This window comes from Paenibacillus tundrae (assembly GCF_030812775.1).
In the GTDB taxonomy this organism is placed as follows: Bacteria; Bacillota; Bacilli; order Paenibacillales; family Paenibacillaceae; genus Paenibacillus; species Paenibacillus tundrae_A.
In genome coordinates this window covers 181385-199223 of record NZ_JAUSTI010000001.1, presented here as the reverse complement: position 1 = coordinate 199223, position 17839 = coordinate 181385, and the positions used below count along the sequence as shown (strand labels likewise).

21 protein-coding genes are annotated in these 17839 nt (G+C 52.1%); all 21 read right to left on the bottom strand.

The features are described from left to right. Position 1: 1 nt before the first annotated feature. Complete coding sequence (locus J2T19_RS01045; protein WP_307212109.1) at positions 2-397, bottom strand: hypothetical protein; 396 nt, start codon at positions 395-397, stop codon at positions 2-4. 13 nt (positions 398-410) lie between these two features. Continuing rightward, on the bottom strand, positions 411-1910 hold the full coding sequence (locus J2T19_RS01040; protein ID WP_307212106.1) for a phage tail protein: 1500 nt from the start codon (positions 1908-1910) through the stop codon (positions 411-413). Between the two features lie 13 nt (positions 1911-1923). Beyond that, on the bottom strand, positions 1924-2322 hold the full coding sequence (locus tag J2T19_RS01035) for a phage tail fiber protein (RefSeq protein ID WP_307212102.1): 399 nt from the start codon (positions 2320-2322) through the stop codon (positions 1924-1926). A gap of 11 nt (positions 2323-2333) precedes the next feature. Next, complete coding sequence (locus tag J2T19_RS01030; protein ID WP_307212099.1) at positions 2334-2876, bottom strand: phage tail domain-containing protein; 543 nt, start codon at positions 2874-2876, stop codon at positions 2334-2336. Next, on the bottom strand, positions 2873-7450 hold the full coding sequence (locus J2T19_RS01025) for a phage tail tape measure protein (protein ID WP_307212097.1): 4578 nt from the start codon (positions 7448-7450) through the stop codon (positions 2873-2875). Before J2T19_RS01025 ends, J2T19_RS01030 begins: the two co-directional genes overlap by 4 nt. Continuing rightward, positions 7447-7653: a hypothetical protein gene (locus J2T19_RS01020; protein WP_307212094.1), complete on the bottom strand. Its 207-nt coding sequence runs from the start codon at positions 7651-7653 to the stop codon at positions 7447-7449. The genes J2T19_RS01025 and J2T19_RS01020 overlap by 4 nt, the downstream gene beginning before the upstream one ends. A 77-nt stretch (positions 7654-7730) precedes the next feature. Further along, a complete protein-coding gene (locus J2T19_RS01015) occupies positions 7731-8120 on the bottom strand; it encodes a hypothetical protein (RefSeq protein ID WP_307212091.1) in 390 nt (129 codons plus the stop codon). A gap of 61 nt (positions 8121-8181) precedes the next feature. Next, complete coding sequence (locus J2T19_RS01010) at positions 8182-8712, bottom strand: hypothetical protein (protein WP_307212088.1); 531 nt, start codon at positions 8710-8712, stop codon at positions 8182-8184. A gap of 58 nt (positions 8713-8770) precedes the next feature. Beyond that, positions 8771-9103 carry a minor capsid protein gene (locus J2T19_RS01005; RefSeq protein ID WP_307212085.1) on the bottom strand — a complete coding sequence of 111 codons (333 nt, stop codon included), beginning with the start codon at positions 9101-9103 and terminating at the stop codon, positions 8771-8773. 46 nt (positions 9104-9149) lie between these two features. After that, positions 9150-9551 carry an HK97 gp10 family phage protein gene (locus tag J2T19_RS01000; protein WP_307212083.1) on the bottom strand — a complete coding sequence of 134 codons (402 nt, stop codon included), beginning with the start codon at positions 9549-9551 and terminating at the stop codon, positions 9150-9152. Further along, entirely contained in the window at positions 9551-9871 is a 321-nt protein-coding gene (locus J2T19_RS00995; protein WP_307212080.1) for a hypothetical protein, read from the bottom strand. The genes J2T19_RS01000 and J2T19_RS00995 overlap by 1 nt, the downstream gene beginning before the upstream one ends. Continuing rightward, positions 9871-10257 carry a hypothetical protein gene (locus J2T19_RS00990; RefSeq protein ID WP_307212077.1) on the bottom strand — a complete coding sequence of 129 codons (387 nt, stop codon included), beginning with the start codon at positions 10255-10257 and terminating at the stop codon, positions 9871-9873. The genes J2T19_RS00995 and J2T19_RS00990 overlap by 1 nt, the downstream gene beginning before the upstream one ends. A 15-nt stretch (positions 10258-10272) precedes the next feature. Beyond that, positions 10273-10515 carry a hypothetical protein gene (locus J2T19_RS00985; RefSeq protein WP_307212074.1) on the bottom strand — a complete coding sequence of 81 codons (243 nt, stop codon included), beginning with the start codon at positions 10513-10515 and terminating at the stop codon, positions 10273-10275. Positions 10516-10575: 60 nt separating this feature from the next. After that, complete coding sequence (locus J2T19_RS00980) at positions 10576-11667, bottom strand: SU10 major capsid protein (RefSeq protein WP_307212071.1); 1092 nt, start codon at positions 11665-11667, stop codon at positions 10576-10578. Between the two features lie 65 nt (positions 11668-11732). Beyond that, positions 11733-12422, bottom strand: a complete 690-nt coding sequence (locus J2T19_RS00975; RefSeq protein WP_307212068.1) for a phage scaffolding protein — start codon at positions 12420-12422, stop codon at positions 11733-11735. 74 nt (positions 12423-12496) lie between these two features. Next, the gene (locus J2T19_RS00970) at positions 12497-12871 is read right to left on the bottom strand and encodes a hypothetical protein (RefSeq protein ID WP_307212065.1); all 375 of its coding nucleotides are present in this window, start codon (positions 12869-12871) and stop codon (positions 12497-12499) included. Between the two features lie 281 nt (positions 12872-13152). After that, on the bottom strand, positions 13153-13659 hold the full coding sequence (locus J2T19_RS00965) for a hypothetical protein (RefSeq protein ID WP_307212062.1): 507 nt from the start codon (positions 13657-13659) through the stop codon (positions 13153-13155). Beyond that, positions 13659-13913: a hypothetical protein gene (locus J2T19_RS00960; RefSeq protein WP_307212060.1), complete on the bottom strand. Its 255-nt coding sequence runs from the start codon at positions 13911-13913 to the stop codon at positions 13659-13661. Before J2T19_RS00960 ends, J2T19_RS00965 begins: the two co-directional genes overlap by 1 nt. Then, positions 13914-14756, bottom strand: coding sequence for a phage minor capsid protein (locus J2T19_RS00955; protein WP_307212057.1), 843 nt, complete (start codon positions 14754-14756; stop codon positions 13914-13916). Beyond that, positions 14756-16342, bottom strand: a complete 1587-nt coding sequence (locus J2T19_RS00950) for a phage portal protein (RefSeq protein WP_307212053.1) — start codon at positions 16340-16342, stop codon at positions 14756-14758. Before J2T19_RS00950 ends, J2T19_RS00955 begins: the two co-directional genes overlap by 1 nt. A gap of 18 nt (positions 16343-16360) precedes the next feature. Continuing rightward, positions 16361-17830 (bottom strand): phage terminase large subunit, encoded by a 1470-nt coding sequence (terL, locus tag J2T19_RS00945; protein ID WP_307212050.1) that lies wholly within the window; start codon positions 17828-17830, stop codon positions 16361-16363. Positions 17831-17839 lie beyond the last annotated feature (9 nt).

Here is a 17839-nt window from a genome sequence, read left to right as displayed (position 1 = left end):
ATTACGCAGCACCTCCGTTAGCTATCGTTTCCCACAAGTCGATGACGGCGAGATTAAGCGCGGCTGTTTCCGTTTCGAGAGCGGACACTTGCGTACTTAACGCCGGACGCGGTTCATGTGGTAATTCCGGATTACTTGGATCTGGATAGGTGAATAAAGGTTCTCCTGTTTCCAGATCAATTCGAGTGATAACCCCGCCAGCCTCATAATCCGACTTAAATTGATCATATTCAAACTGCACCATACCTACAGTGTCTGGCATACGTTCAGCGAGATTAATAAATGTGGCAAAGTCTTCTTCCTGTGTTGTCTCAATGACATCACCAGATCGTTGACCAACCATTTGAATCACAGTTCCTGTTGCTGTGTCATAATAAACTCTTCCGCCTATCTCCACTTCGTATCCCTCCTTAAACTTGGAATGCTTCCCATGTGTAGCTCAAACCCCCACTTCCATTTCCAGATACAGGCATAAAGAACTGACTGCCATTCACGCACGCTAAAGAAGAATTACTCCCGAGCCGTTCGTAAACTCTTATGTTGTACCCGCTGCCTTGATCCGCCGTAATTACTGTAGCAATATTGTATCCTGCTGCGGGTTCCGTAGGAGCTGCATTTCTTGTCTCGTAATTATATACAGTCATACCAAGATTAGTTGTTGTACCTGATACGCGAATAATGATCCTATTCGGTCTAAATCCAAGTCCTGTTACAGCAACCCACGGAAGGTTTATAGTCCCGCCTTGCTGTGTAGTAAAAGCGCTGGGAGATGAGTTTGCTGTTACTGTTCCTGTTGCATACTTTGGTCCCGTACTTATCTGCTCGATCTTTGTAGCCAAATGTGGAAATGTATCGCTGCCTGATGCTGCTACTCCCTTGCCAGTAATAGCGGCAGCGACAGCCGTTTTTCCATCACTGACAGATTGAAAAAGCAAACGGTCATTAGAATCTTGATTCCACAACTCTCCATCCGTTCCAGTTGAAAGCATAATCCTCCGAACTCTACGATTAGAACCAGTCAAGCCTAGAGGGATAGAAAGTTCAACATAGTAGGTGCCTACGCCTGTAGGGAAGGTAATTGCCTTACGATGCCACGCAGTCCCTGCATCACAAGTAATCGACCCTGCCACTACACCCGCAGCAGTTTTGAGACTTACATTTATTTGTCCAGCGACCCCTGCCGGATTCATGAAATCCGCGCTTAGTGTGTAGGTGACACCGTTCCTGATCGTCATATTATCTGATCTAAAAATACTACTGGCACTAGTGGTCGATCCGTTACTTACAAATGATGTAGACACTTCATCATCGATGTCATTCGAGGGCACAAAAGGTATGGACGTGTTTACATTAGTCCAACCTAGCGTTCCCAACTCTGCTGAGCTATTTGGTAGAAGGTTAGATGGCCGGTTCTTCCGAATGTAAGTCTTATCAACTTCTATGCCTGCATCTCGTATTGCAGCCTCTCGTGCATCTTTGACCGCCTTCTCCGTAGCTGCAACGTTACTCCGCGCCCCATCCGTAGCGTCCGATAACTGTACGATACCCTTCTCCGTAAGTGACGCGTCAGGAATCACGATATTGTCTACGCGCTCATCCAAGTCCGCAATATTAGCGCGTCCCGCCTCGTAATCGTACGCAGTGTGATTCCGCGCCGCCAGAGATCCAGCCGCCCACCCTTTCGCAGTCCCTTCGAATCCGCGCGTACATCCGGTGAGTGTATTGCCCGTTTTCCCCGTATATAGAATCGTCTCCGCCGTCTCATCGCCGCCCACCGTTACGAGGTTCGGAGCGGTCGGCAACTTAGACGCGTCGAGTAGAGTAATTTCCGTATCTGTTGCGGTAATGTCCGCGGCGAGCTCCGTTCCCGGACTGTTCACCGCGGCGGCGTACATAGGTAATTGCGCCATCTAATCGCCTCCTTTAGTTCGTAAATTTGACGGATGTGCCGCCCGCCAGAAACTTCGGCTTGTCGCCCGTTTGGATTGTGCGCGGATTATCTACCGCAGTTGACCACAGTAGGTTGCCGCCAGTTAACGCGCTCCGTAAACCGACGTGTGTGACGAGTCCCCAATCCGCAGTAGCAACGGGAAACTCGATGTCCGCCGCGTTCTTAACCGTCTGATTGCCGGATTCAAGCGCCGGCGCCGTGAAGGTAATCGGAACCCTTACGTAAGCTCCGCCTGTTACTTCCGTACCCGTGTCCGCTTGAGTCGGATCGGACTTATACAGAGCGAGGTAGATCGTAGTGGGCGCGGTAAACGTAATATTCCGTAGAACGTAATTGAAGATCGCAGCCGAGAGATAATTCGATATATTCAAAATAACGCCTCCTAAAGTGTGTATTCGTTTGTAATCCGGAAGCTCCGGATCGTTGTCGTACCGGTATTCGTCAGCGTAATGACCGGTTGCGCGCTAACATCTGCCGCAGACTCAACCGTTATCGTTTCGGGCGACCGCGTAATCTCTACCTCCGTCACCTTTTCCGCACCGGTCGGCCATGGATCGTTCATCTTAAGCTCAACGTTAATCTCGCGGCTGCCCGTCGCACCTAGCGCAAGCGTCCCGTTATAGACAGCGCGATAATACTTTCCGGGCATATCCGCGAACTCTAACGTGATCTCGCCACGTTTAGCGTTGAACATGCGCGCTAGTTGCGCGAGCGTGGCGTGGAATTGAGCGCCAGGCGACGTAATAAACAGCGTCAAGCCAATCGTCCGCGCCCCGTATGTGCTGCCGAAATCGAGTTCGCCGTCGGTGTCCGCAAGCTTAACGGTGTATTCGTCCGACTCCGGTAAAACAGGAAGACGCCGATCGAGGAGATCAGCGCCTATAGACGAGAGCCATACGTTATTCACTTTTACATCCGGTTTCATCGCGTTTTCACCCCCTGCGTTTGGAGACGCTGAGCTACGCGGGCGCGCTCGTTATAAAGCGTCTCAGTGTCGGCGCGATCCGTAAGCGTCACGTCATTAACGGACATGTCGTAATGGTTGACGACTTGCGTAGGCTGTGCGGAGGTCTCCGATGGCCCCGTCGCAATCATCCGGAAGAGGTTGCCGATTTGATCCGCGTTAAGAATCATTTCGCCAGCGTGCGCAATAACCGGAACAGCCGAGCCGGGAGCGCCTTGGACGACGCCGCCCACTTTGAATTGCTGTAGCTTGCCGGTGTCCTTATCGATACCGTAGAGCTTGCGCAGCTCCTCGTTACGAGCCGTCAACCGTGCCATTGCCGCCGTATCTCCGGAAGCCTTAGCCGCCGCCCATGCGTCTTTATTCGCGTTGTATTCCGCAAGATCCGTATTCTCTCCGCCAGAAATAGCCCCGCCGGTATTGAGCGTAGCCATTTTCGCGTTATATTCGGATACAAACGTATCAAGTGACGAGAGGATCGTTGCGTTAGCTTCCGCGTTAGCATTCGTACGGAACTCGCTGATCGCCGCTTCGATAAACTTGATATCGTCCGCGTGATTATCAAACGCATCCTTGAGCGCATCATACTGGCGCTGAGTCTCCGATTTCTCCGTCTCAAAGCCGGTCAGCCGCGTATCCTTCTCGTCCTGTAGCGCCTGCTTCTGCGATTCAAGATCACGTTTACGGAGTTCACGGTTGTGTTCGAGTTCCATGCGTTCAACCTCTTTGATGAGGTCTTCGCGCTCTTGGATACCGTCAGGGCCGACCGCCGACGCCAACAAGTCAATGCGCGCCAGCTTCTCCGCGCGTTGCGTCTCGTAATCGGCATCCGAATTAAACTCCGCCTCGGCCGCAATTAAACGGTTAATCGCTTCAATCCGCTCGTCAATTCCGTCGACATACGCCTTCTTCCGTTCCTCAATCGCAGCGAGGTCGGCTTTAAGCGCGGCGTCAACGTTGGATTTCTCCGTCTTCAACAACTTATCCGCAAGCTTCTCCGTTTCCGTTACGAGCTTCTTGCGCAGGTTATAAAGCTGATCCTCCGCGCGCTCGTAATATTCCGAGTCCTTTTCGTGGCGATCTCGTACACGCGTCCAAGCTGCGATTTTCATCTGCGTGATTTCGAGTTCGGATGAGCCCGCTTCTTCCATGCGCCGCTCTTCCTTGCCGATCCACTTTTCGGAGTTCTTAAACGCGTCGGCAACCGCCTTTTCTTGCGCACGTACGAGTTCCTTGCGCGCTTGATACAGCTTCTCGTCCGCGTCCTTAAATTGGTCGGAGTCCTTCGCATAACGGTCACGCACGCGTGTGAGAGCGGCGATTTTCATTTCGGCGACGGCGACTTCGGACTTGCCGGAATCCTCCATACGGCGCTCCTCTTTATCGATCCATGTCATCGAAAAGTCATAGCGCGATTTAACGCTGTCCTCCTGCAGGCGTTTAAGCTGCAAGTTGAGCGTCCGCGCATCCTCGACCGTTTCCTTAAGGTGCTGCGCATGAGCCTTCCGCAACTTCTCGTACGCCTTAATCTGCTGTTCCGCAGACCAATCGTTCATCTCCGCTTGATAACGGATGGTTGCGAGGTCTGCGTTGTACGCTTTATCGCGGAGGTCTTTTGCGACTTCGGCTGCGGACTTCTCTTTCTTCGGCGTCTTGCCGGCGGCTTTTTTGCCTGCGGATTTCGTTTTCGTTTTGTCTTCCTTAAGGCTGATACCTGATCCGCCCGTAGCCGGAGCGAATGCCGCGCCGCTCGTCAATGAGTCTTTAGCACGCGCAATCTCCAGCGCGGCTTGTTGTGCCTTGGTCTGTTTTTCGTAAGCGGCGTTTAACTGCTCATCTACGCCCCCACTCGCGAAGTTCTCAAACGATTTATTAACGCTAATTCCTCCGACAGCCGTAACGCTCGTTTTAGCGAAGGGTGCGGAAGGGATGCCGGCAACAGCGCTCATAGCTTTCGCCAGGCTTTCGAGGTTACTAATCTGCGCGTTAACTGACGTCAGGTTCGCTTTTGCCATCGCCTCTAAGTTGCTGATATACGCGTTAGCCGCAGCCGCGGACTGATCGATAAACGAACGTTCAGCCGCGATATGATCACCGATGATGTCGACGTTCTGGATGCGGATTCGTCCGGATTCATCCATAGATCGGTTGAGATCAGGGTACTGCTTTCGGAGTTGCTCCGTCGTGTTGTAGAGTTCCTGTTTCTGTGCGTCGTCCAACTGCTGCGCTGACGAAAGCTCGTTGTAACGCGCGAGCAACGCCTCCATCGCCTCGACCTTACGGTACTTAGCCGCGAGGTCTGCGATCTCCGCTTCCTTCATCCGCAATAGTGCCGGTGTGGATTCGTTAACCGCGTCATTCATCATCTCTAACTTACGCGTCGCATCGTCTAGGCCGTCGTAGCCCATCGTCCGCAATTTATCGTCCATTTCCGCGAGTTGATCGTTAATCTCCAACATCTCGGTAAGAAGCGCAGGCGTCCCGAGTCCATCGCTCTGTAACATCTCGATCTCGTTAAGCCGTTCCTGCAATTGCGCGCGCTCTTCCAGTACCGTATTGAGTTCCGCGGTCTGAGTCTGTAACGCCTCCAACTCCGCAACGGAACGGTCAAGTGGTGACTGGGACAACGTATTGTTGAGTGATTGCTGCGCTTCGTCATGCTTACGCACTGCGTCCGCCGCTTCTCCGCTACTTGATACCAACGCGGAAACTCCCGCGACTACAAGTCCGATAGCTACGGAAATCGCGAGTAGAATCGGATTGCTGACGGTCAATCCTTTAAGCGCAAGTGATACGGCACCGATCGCAACTGAAAGAGCTAACGCACCTGTTGACGCTGTAGCAAACGCGATAATAGCGTTTTGCATAACCGGGTCCATTCCGTTAAATCCGAGCAACAAAGCGGAGATACTTTCCGCAGCACCGCGAATAACTGGCGCAAACTTATCGCCGACCGTGATACCGACGGCTTCTAGCGCGGATTGCATTTCGAGAATTGCGCCGTTTAACGTATCCATTTGCGTTTCTGCGATGTTGGCTGCGGTGCCTCCCGCGTTATTAAGCGACTCTGTAAACGCGTTTAGTTCGCCTTCGCCTGCGTTGATCAGCGTTAGGAATCCGGATGCCGCTTCCTGTCCTGCGACGATACTTGCGGCTTGTGCGCGCTGGGCTTCCGATAAGTTATCGAACCCTCGCGCAAATTGACCGATGATGTTCGCAAACGGGAGGAAGTTGCCGGCAGCATCCGTTACTTTGACGCCGAGCTGCTCCATCAGGTACGTAATGTCGTCCGTTGGACTTGCGAGTCGGAGTAGGATTGCGCGGAGTTGCGTACCGGCCATTTCGCCCTGGATACCCGCGTCTGATAGTTTAGCTACGGCTGCGGAAGCTTCTTCGATGGAAACTCCGAGGTTTGCCGCGATAGGTGCAACGTACTTCATCCCGTACCCGAGCTGCTCAATATTTGTATTGGAGCTCGTCATCGTTTTCGCCATGACATCGACAACCTGACCTGTCTGGTCGGCGCTCATCTGAAATCCCGTAAGGATGTTCGATGCGATATCCGCTGTTCGCGCTAATTCCATCTGTCCTGCAGCCGCGAGGTTTAGTACGCCAGGCATTGCCGCCATGATCTCGTTTGTCTTAAAACCGGCCATCGCTAAGAATCCCTGGGCCTCTGCCGCTTGCGAAGACGTAAACACCGTAGTCGCACCGAGTTCGATCGACTGTTGACGGAGCTTTTCGAACTCTTCGCCAGTTGCGCCGGAAATCGCCTTAACTTTCGCCATCGATTGCTCAAATTCCGCGGCAGTCTGTACGGATTTGGTAATAACGACAGCCATCGCAGCCGACAACGCCGCATACGCAAGTCCGAGCTGTTTAATCTCGCCGCGCACTCCGCCAGCCGCTTTCGTATTGCGTTCCAATTCCGCCGTCACTTGCGCGATATCTTTGTCGCTCGCACCCATCCGCTTAAGCTCGGCTGTCACCGTTTCTAGTTCGCGGCGGAGTACGTCAGGATTCGCTCGCTTAAGCGCCTGTTCAATCGATGCCGCGCCTGACGAACTCATACCCATTGCGCGGAGATTTTCACCCATCTCCTTAAAACTCGCGGATGATATTGCGGCAACTTTACCGGAGTTCGCAATAACGTCCTCCATCGCCCATATCTTCTTCGCGGTTGCGTCCGAAGCTTGCGTAAGCTTTAGTAACGCGCCTTCCGTACTGACGATCTGCCCTTCGAGTTTACTTTTCCGCGAACTATCGAATGTCGTCGCATATGACGCCTTCAACTCCGCCAGCTTCTTGCGCTGTACCTCGATCCGCGCATTTACGTTATCGAGTACCGGAGTCAGTTGCGCTATCTTCGTTCGGGCGTCACTGATCCGTTCAACTTCCGTCGCGGCTTGACGACCTGCTGCGCCTAGTTCCGCTGTCTTAACCTTGGCGGCCGCAATGCCCGCGCTATACCTCGATACGTCTAGTTCTAGTTTCGCGCGGATACCTCCGACGTCTACCGTACTTATCGTAATCACCCTCCCGTTAACTGTCTCCGCATGGCTTCGAAGCCCGATTCGTCAAACTCCGCTTTGGCCGCCGTATTCATCCCCGCTCGATCGCGTAAGCTGCCTACGAGCTTTTTCATGTCGTCGCCGGTTGAGTGCTGGACGGACAATGACGTAAGCCAATCCTCCGCGTCTACCTTGCGTTTAGCTTCTAGCGCGGTAAAAATGTCCATGACGAAATAGCCCGTTTCGAACTCGATCTGTGATTTGCCGAGACGAACCGCGCACTCTATGAAAAACTCGTCAATTGTTACGTTTCTTGCTGCGTTTGATTCGCGCCCAGACCCGCTAGAGCCAGGACGCCCCGCCCGTTTTTTAACAAGTCACCGAAGTTATTCACCTTCGCGACCGCAGAGTAGAACGCAACCAACTCGTCAAGGCTCGCGTTCTGCTCGATGTACTCTTCGTCAATGCCCGTTAACACGGCCGTCACGCGTACGATATCCTCGAATGAGTCCCGGACAGCAGCAACGAAATATGGCGCTCTGTCTTCGGGAGCTGCCGTCATTACGCTCACGATGAGTTGCGGTACTGCGTGAATGGAATCGAATAGCTCGCGCCATTGAGCAATCGTTATCTTGCGCGGCGTTACCGTCTTGCCGCCGATCTTGTACTTGCTTCTTGCGCCGATTAATCGCAATATCATCGCCTCCGTAAATTAAAAGGACGACTCCGAAGAGCCGCCCGTATTTGTCGCGCTATTAAGGTGTAGCCGTGATCGTCTCGTCGCCCAGCACCGCAACCACACCGTCATCGTCCGGAGTCGAACGCAGCGTAACGTTCGTGATCCGCTCGTTATCGTTGTCGTACGCGTAGGACAGATCCGTCTCAGAGTACGCTTTAGGCATCGTAATCCAGAAATTCGGATCATTACGTTTAGCCAGCGGCTTAATAACGGCTTTCTTCGCGGTATCGATCAGGTTAAGGCCGACGCCTGTTTTGATCTCAATTTTCGAGTCAGAGCCGGAGGTCACTACGCTCGCGCCCGTCATGATCTTCGGAATAACGGACAACTCGTACTCCGCGAACGGAATAGTTACGCTGACGTTACGGCCGGTGATCCGTTTGCCTACGACGGTCTCGCCGGTCTGATCCGTAAGCTGGTCGCGATATGACGTCTCCGTCGTGAAGGATACGCCGCCGATCGTAGTTTCAAACGTGATCATGTCCGGGCCTTCGCCGTACTCAACGATTGCCGGGCCGAGCTCGATTTTGGAAAAGTCTTGTGCCATTAATTGTTTCCCCCTTGTTTTTGGACAACGCAAAAAGGCCGCCCGTAATGGACAGCCCTTAAATCGTTGTCAATGTGAAATTGAGTGAGTACATGGTGCGTTCATTCGCGTCTTTGCCGAGATAAATAGGCGCCGACTGATTCGCAATGCACTTGATTACGCGAGTCGTACCGAAGTTAAATTCGGTCTTGCCTGCCAGGTCTACGTACACAGCACGCGCAATCTCATCCGCTTTACTTGCGGACTTGGCGCGGACTAACACCTGCACCGCCGGTCTCCGTTTACTCGTCCACTCACTCGGCGCATATCCGGCTCCTAACCGCACATAAGCGCAATCGTCCGGATTGTTAGCGGCGAACTCGTTGGCGACGTAATTGTACGGGACAGCCACGCGCAGATAAGCGGTAATTTCAGGCACCGTAACAAAAGCGGCCATACTACGTCAGCCCCTTCCGGATAGCGTCCGCAATCAGCCGTTTGTACTCGTTGGCGTGCTGCGTGAGAGGATCTTCGAGATACTTCGGCTTTGTACCGGGCGTCGTCGGATTCTTAAACGCGGCCATTTCATGGACGATTAACGCGTAGTTGACGCGGTCGCCCGCTTTGCCCGTTTCAGTTGCGGAAAAGTAAACTTCGCCGGTAATCTTCGTCGGCGTTACCTCTACGTTCTTGCCGGAAGTTTCACGCAACGTACCTTTGTCGAGCGGAGCCTCTTCGCGTGATCGGAAAAGCAAATCGTCCGTTGCATCGTGCATCCCTTCGACCGCCGCGTTAGTTGCGCTCACCGTTGACGCGCCTAAACCGGCAAACAACGTTTTTGTATCGAACTCGAACGCCATTACACGAACACCTCCGTTAATGCAGGCTTACCGCCGAACCACCGTTTTACGCTATACGAAATGGGTGTGTACGTTATCGTCCGATTATTTTCGTCTGTGTACGTTAATTTGTCCGAGATGTCAATACGCGGCAACTTGTCGAATAGAAACGTGCCCACACTTGCGACTTCCTCTCCGCGTCCGTTACGTACGAGTTTAACGCCCTCAGAAAAGCGGCATTTAGCTTCGTAATCGTCTCCGTAGATAGGCTCGTTGTAATCCGGATCATTGCCGAGAAAAGGCGAGATGACGACGGTCTGACGTAAAGGGATGATCGCCATTATAACGTCACCCACTTCGAGGTCTTGCGTCCAATCTTAACGCCATTTTCCGCGCCAATAAGATCGAGCGCAGAGTCCGGAATCCACGCTTCCTCTCCGTTCTTTGCCCAGTCCTTAAACGTAAAGTTAGCGACGCCGGTCACGCCGAATGACGCGATTCCGTGTTGCTGTAAGCGGTTCGTATCGTTAAACGCCGTTGCCAATGCGTTAGCAAACTCGTAGACCGCCGCGTCAGGTATCGTATACTTCGGGTACTTGTTCGTCAGCACGAATGATGCGCGCGTAACAATTCGTTGTTTTTTCGCGTCTTCTGCTTCCGCCCAGTCCTCGATATCAATACAATTCGCGTTGATGTACGTATTTGCGTCAGCTACCGTAATTGCCATCCGTTACACCTCCGTTTATTTTGCGGAGGACGTAGCGTTAGCTTTGCGCGGTTTAGACGGAGCTTTAGCGGGTTTATCTTCCGCCTGTTCCCCGTCCACTTGCGCAGGTTCCTCCGAATCTGGTTCCGCGTCAGATAAACGGTTAAGCACCGCTACCTCATTCGCAGTCTTTGCTTCGTATACGCCGCCTGAAAACTTGCGCTCTACGCCGTCAACGTAAAACGAGAGTTCAAGATAGCGCGACTTGTACTTTGCCATCGTAAAACCTCCGTATTTAACGGGAGCCTCCGAAAAGACTCCCGGTTATTTGCGGTCGGCTTACGCCAAACCTTTGATGCGTGCGTGCGCTTGTTCTTGATGCAGCTCAAACGTGTACTCGCCGACGATCATGCCTTGGTAGTAGTCGCCTTTTTTGCCGAGATACTCGTGTTGGAAGTCGCGTCCGGTAAGGTTACGGATGCTCGCGCGGTTTTTATCCACGATGAACACTTCGTTAGCCGCAAGGTTATCGTTGATGGATACCGGGAACTCACCGAAGTCAGTTGTCAATTGTGATACAACCGTACCGCGACGTCTGTCCGCTTGGTCGATGCGGATCTTGTCGTCTCCAAACGAGGAAACTACGCGTTTTTGTTTCGCAGGAACGACGATTTCGTACATACCGCCTGTCGCGAATCCCCCTTTCGTGTAGATCGCTTGCAGACTATCGTTGACCATGTCGAGGCTCAGCGCCGCACCTGCTGCATCCTTAACGTTGGTATTGATCAAGCTACGCAGACCGGCCATTTGACGGACGTTTCCGTTCTCGTACTTGATACCGTTGATCAGCGCTTTCTCCAATTGCAACGCGAGCTCAAGCTGTTTCTTCGATTGCTCGTACGTATACATATCGGAGATGCCGTAGTTAGCTACTGCCGCGGCTGTACCAGTGATCTCTACAGTGTCCGTAAAGATTTGCGTCAGGTTAGACTTACGCTCTCTACGTTTGAATCGCGCGTCAATCGCATCACGACCTTCTACGGATTCCGTGAACTGGAACTCAACAACCGCGCCAGTTACTCCGGCCGCTGCGGTAGTGCCAGCGTATCCCCGCGTTACGGTCAACGTCTTAGTTCCGTCATTAATTGCGGTAACTTTCAGCAGCTCGTCGCCGAGTTTGATTACGTCGTTAACGCGGAACGGCTCTACGGAAGCAACTACGACTGCAGTAGCGCTATTCGTAACGTCCGCAGTAATTGTGGATTCGGTTGCGAACATCGCGTCTTCATACCAGTTGTGCTCAACCTGGTTAACTGCACCCGCAAACCCTAGCATTGCAAGCATTGGCGTTTGGTGAGGATTAAGAAGTAAAATCTCTTCTGTTACGGATTCCGGTTTACCGATCAGGTCTACGTTAAAAATCTTAGTCATTGTTTATTTCCTCCGTTTATAAGGGTTTTGGGTAAACAAAAAGGCCGCCCAATTTAGGACAGCCTTTAGCTCAATTCTCTTTTCAGTTGAGTATACTTAGCGATGGCTTCTGGCGTCGGGTTCTCGCTGGCCTTCGCCTTGGCTTCTGCAAGAATCTGTTCCTTCGTTTTGGCCGGCTTCGCTTCGCCTCCGGACGGCGCTCCGATTGTTCTCGGCTCCACCGGTGCTTGTTCGATCATGTACGGATTATCTTCAATCAGCGCCTTAACTGCGTCTTCAAGCCCTTTAACGTTGCCTTCGTCGTCGACTTCTACCGCGGATAGGTCAACGAGTTTAAGCGCGGATTTAAGGGCGTCTGGTCGCAGTTTAAGCTCGCGGGCTACATCCCGGAACTCCGCTTTAATAAGGCGTTGGTTAGCGGCTGTCAATGCGTCTTCCCTTGACTTCTCTGCGGCCTCTGCGCGTTCTAACGCTTTAGTTCGTTCAGCCTCAGCTCTCTCTGTTGCGGTCATTTCCGCTTTCTGGCGTTCCTCTTCCGCACTCTTTAGCTTAGCGAGCTCGGCTTTAATATCGTCATAGTCTCCGTGTTTCTTGCGCTCTCTTCCGAGTCGATCCGCGATCATGCGGTCAACGTCCTCCTGCGTAAATGTCTTCGATGGCTGCGGATCAGCCTGCGGTTCTTGCGGAGTAATTTCCGGATTAGGATCGTCTTCTGCGAAAAGCTGCAAATTCATCGGATACTTAACGTTTGTCATATCGTTTCCTCCCGTTTAAAGCCCGTCGGCTATCGTATCCGTCAGTTTAGCGACGTATCGTAGGTCGTGTTACGTTAACTGCTGCGTACGCCTATCGGAGCTTCAATAAATGGCTGAGATATAAAGCGGAATGAGAACTCAATTTCATCACCTGGGCGGAAAGTATTAACGCCTTCCATACGCCAGTAGTAAAATGCGTGGTGTCTCGGCTGAAATCTCTGCGCGTCTGACTGTTTCTTGATATGTTCCGGTGGTAAGGCGCGTACAAATGTCTGTACTCCCGTTGTTAAGTTTATAGGCTCGCGATATACGTCCCATTGCAGACCTTGATTGTTGCCGTACAACGCGCCGCCTGCGGGCTTATCATCCGCTTGGATTAAGAAGCCGCTAATCAATTCAAGTCCGCTAATATCGCGGCTAGATTTAAGGTCACAAATTACGTGCGTCACGCCGTCCTTGTACGCGCTAATAGGTGAGTATTTGAGGTAAATTTTCAGTTGCGACATCTTACTAACATCCTGATCGCTTATCTCCGCAGGAAAAATCGTCTTGCCGACGAGTGTATCGCCAACCTCCGCCGGCCGATGCCACTTGAACTCGGTTCCCGCGCTGTTTTGATATCTGAACTCGATCTGATTCGGATTAGTCGTCACTGACGTTGTATTATCTGATGTCGACGCATGGGGTGTAATTAAATCGGCCGTATTTCGGTATTGCCATCGCGTTATACTCAATATAAAAACCCCCATACATCGACTGTTTGTGTACTCGCGCTCTTGTTAAAAAGTCCGATCTTAATAATCGGCGCTCCGATAACTTCCGGTGAGCTTATTACGCTAGACACTCCGTCTCCCATCGGAAATGTCTTAGCCGCAAAATAGTTAAAACCGCCGTCGATAGATATCCGCAATACGACGTCAATGTTGCCAATTCCGGAAGCTTTCGCAAACAAACGGATATTAGCGAAGTCAGATACGTCGTAATTCTCCGGAGACGTCACGATTGTCGAGTTACCGGCCGGAACAGATACCGCTTTAAAAAATTGCGGATTCCATGTTCTACGCGCGAAAGGCAGCGTTCTGATAGCTCCCGACCCTGCATCGTATCCATGCGTTGTTGACGGACCAAATACCGCAACGTCCTCGCCGTGAGCTCCGGTATCCGCGGATAAAGGGATGCCGTTAACTGCGTTTAATGCACGCCGTGAGTTATTTCGAGCTATTGTATCCCGTGCCATCAACCGACACCTCCCGTAATAACGCGAACGTATCCGCGATAGGCTGAGCTGCCGCTAATGGAGAGGGTGGTAAACGGATCGACACGTTCATCAAGCGCGTCCCCGCCCTTTACTACTGTTACGAACTTCCCGGCTGTCACGGTAATGTCAGTTGTCCCATCGTTAAAGACTACGATGTAGTTTGCGGTGTTCCTGATCGGTACGTTCGCTGTTCCCGTTCCTGAAAACGGATCTCTTGCGATTGGGTCCGCCATCTAATTTCCTCCTCCGATTGTTTCCGGATTTCTTATCGGAGTCAGTACGTGACGACAACGTGGGTGAAATATTTCGCGACGAGGTAGATCGCCTACATACGGATAATCTCCGGAAGCATCCGGTGTTAATTTGACGATGCGGCCTTCCCAGTTACGGCACGCATCTTTAGCGCCATGGCTCGATATCCTGGCGTAATAAACTCCGCGTCCGATCGCCTCATTCATCGTTGCGTCTCGGTGCGCGGCGTTAAGTTTCGTACGTGTAACCGTGTCGACGTATACTTCCGGCTTCCAACGCCGTCCGGCCGCGTCAATAATGCCGGTATTAGTTGCGTTGCCTAGCGTTTGTTTGATCCGCGCAAGTATATCGGCATTGATCGTACGGCGGCCGTTTATTCCAGCGGCCATGTTAGCTCGAAATGACTCCGCAGTAGCTTGTCGAACGGCTTGGCGAACTCTACGGTCGATGTTCTGGGTCACCGCAAGTAAATCCGCCTGCGTGTCCGCGATAGCTGACGCAACAAGCTCGCGATTAATCCGGTTGAATTTAACGATCTTCTCCGCTTCGGCTATCGTGGAGGCTACGCCTAACTCAACGATTGCACGCGCTACTCCATCCGTCGCTGCCTTCGGAATATACTCCGCAACCCAAGCCGCAGACTCCGAGTTGAGATCACGCAAAATAGCCGCAACCTCAGCGAGGGCGGCCTTTGCATGTGCGCGTGATATGTCGGATGCATCTAAGCGCGATAATTCCGCTGCGATGGCTAGGACAGCGCGTTTGTAAGCGTCGACTAGGACATTGATATCCCGGTCATAGTTCGGATCAGGTAATCGTGCCATTACGTCACAACCTCGTTAAATATCGTACTGTCGACGGTGCCGGCGGTACGTTGTTCGTCTTCGTCAATGCGGCGGATTGTCTCTTCGGCTTCTGCGTCGGTAACTCCGTCGAGGTCTTTAATCGCGTCAGTTACAGACCACGTCGGCTTAGCGCCCGTCCGGATACTTGCAACCTCTGCGGCTTCTTTCTCGTTACGCGGAATGCCATCGCGCCATCCAATCGTCGGATAAACTTCGTCGTAAGGTTCGAACGTAGGAACGCCTTTATTTGCGATATTCTCAAGAAGCATCGCTTTCCACAACGCATTTCTAACTGCGCGGTCAACGTGCGTCCTAATACGTTCGACCTTTTTAAGGATCGGCATGAAGCGAGCTTTAATCGCCGCGCCGTCGGTGTGAGACGTACCTGTTCCGCCGCTATCGGAAGTGATCGTCGTCCCGAATAGCCACTGTGGGGTCTCTGCCATTTGGTAGATAAGCCCAAGTAGAAGTTCAAGCTCCTTGAACGCGCCATCTAGTTGCGAGTTCCAAGTCATGTAACCGGGCGTGACGTCATCTTTCTCAAGTGGGATGTACTTACCACCAAACCTTACTGATCGGTCGTCCTCTTCGTCGATGTCTGGGCCATAAGCGGTCGGGTCAGAGTGCTTCCAGAGAATATAGTCGATCTGTACGAGACGGTCGTTAATTGCAGCTAATTTGCTTTCCATCTTCTCGACGGTAGAAATGCCAGCCCAATGGTCATCGGTTGTCTTGTGCGGTATGTGATCGATATTCAAGTGCGGTGTTCCTGTAGCCATTACGTTTTCTTCGCGCCCAGTCTCGACTTTATCACCAACGATATAAAGCGGAATCGGTACGCCTTCTGACGTATCCACGCCGTTAGGAATCAACTTATAACGTTCAAAAACGATATAGCCCGGAATATGACGCTCAACGTTAAGGAAAGGCGTTTCATTCATCGTTACCTTTCCGCGAATGTACGACATGATGTTGCGCGTCTGTTCGATTTCCCATTCTACCCACGCAACATTAACGGCTTTGAATCGCTTTTTTGATCCGCGAGCCAACTCCGGAAAGACTATCGATGGATCGACCGTTTCGATGATCGGTTCCTTCTTGGTCGGCGGTCGCTCCAATTCGAGTTGATCCGTTTCCGTAAAATCGTCACGGTAGTCATATCGGACTTTGACGAAAGAGTCTCCGCGATATCCGCCACCGACTGTAGTTTCGTGAATCATTTGGTTCAGGTCGTTTTCCTCTACGATAGAGTTAAGTCGTGACTGCTCGGTGGAATCGGGTCCCTTTCCGCTGTTATACGTAGGCTTCTCGCCGACCAATAAATCCGCCGGCTTTGTGACGAGAACATCCACGATATTAACCGCGATAAATAACGTTTTTAGCTGCGGTGCATGCGGCGTATCCTTTAGTAGCGCGGAAGCTCTATCGTAAATCTCAGCATGTCTTCCTTCGAAAATCTTTCGTCCCCGTTCGTACTTAGCCAGACGTCGTATCTCCGTTTGTGGCGGATATTGAGCGCCGGGATAGAACAGCTTCGTTTCCTTCATCGTAAAAAATTCCGTCAAATTACGTCCTCCTCCCCGTTACATTCCGCGTGGCTTGTTCCGCACTTTTTTGCGCCCTGATTTCGCAATACTCACGGCCATCTCTGCCGCGTCAATTACGTCATCATGCGAGCCGGTTCCGTAATATTCGAATTGTTCAAGCAACAACGCATGTCTCTTCGAAAACTGTATCGCGCCACTCTCGATATCCGGGAGTAGCGCTTCAATCCGCAGCTCTTTCCGCGAACGTTGATGTATCTCTTTAACGCGAGTTCCCGCCGGATATCCCGCAGCTCTCAGCGCTTCTTTTAGCTTCTGCACGAAGAACTCTTGCGCCGCCTGCGCTTCCGCTGCGATCGCATTCGGTTGGTACCGGAGTACCTTTTCGACAATGACGCGGATAAACTCGTCAGGCTTAACACGCTCCCCATACGCATCGATTACGTATTTCGTTCCGGTCTTCTTGTGGCGCGCGATCGTAACGACTGCGGAATAATCGCCGCGCTGTTTACCCATCGCAAAGTCAACGCCAGTGTATACGTCAAATAAGTTTGCCGGCGGCGGGTACTGCGATAGCAACTCTTTGATCTCCGCGCTATCCCAATACGTAAACGACTCCGGATTAAACACCATCGATTCCTCGTCGACCGGATTGTTCTGATACTCCGTGTTAAACGCCTTCGATCCGTTGTCCCATTTGAACTTCATCAAGCGCCAAATCGGCTGGGCTTCCGGCCACAATACGGTAGCGCCGCGATCCATTTCCTCGCGATTCATCTCGTAGAGTTCAAGCGCGTCCTTTATGCGTGCTTCCTTCGGTCTGTCTGGATCTTTATAAACGAGCCGGCACGCTTCCCACAAGTCCATGCGTGCCGGCCATTCGATAACGGCGCGGTATATTTTCGACTTAAAGTCTGCGCGATTATAAAGCACATCAACGAGGAGCGCTTCGTGGTGGACTGTCGTTCCCATGTATACGAAGGCTGTCCGCTTACCTTTCGGATCACCCAGCGGTACGACCGTTTGAGCGAACCAATCGCGCAACTTCTTACGCAAATCCGGCGTTGATGCGTTACCGCCTGGTCGCGCATCCTCTAAGTCGTCACATACGATCAAGTCCGGCCTCACGCCGTTCCAGTTACGTCCACGGAGCGCTTGACCCGTTGATGCCGCTTCAACCTTCGTAAGTAACTTCTTCGTTCCGTCTTCGCGTGGCTCCCATGCGATAAACTCCGACGAGTTGTCCTTCGGATTCTCTTGTTGCTTCGGGCTTAGCAGAGGGCCGAAATCTGCGCGCAATTTAACGTTGCTTTTAAGCTGCATCGCAATCCAATCGAGGTTGCCGGAGCTGACCGTTGGCGTATCCGAAATGATAATCTCGTAGCGGCGTTTTCTGTACGCAATCTCTCGCAGAGGGAAGCCCTTGGATAAATACGTTGATTTCGCGTGAGAACGGGGCGCCGCCACCGCGACCTTATCGTTTGTAGTAACGTTGGAGACATCGTCCATTATCACGGC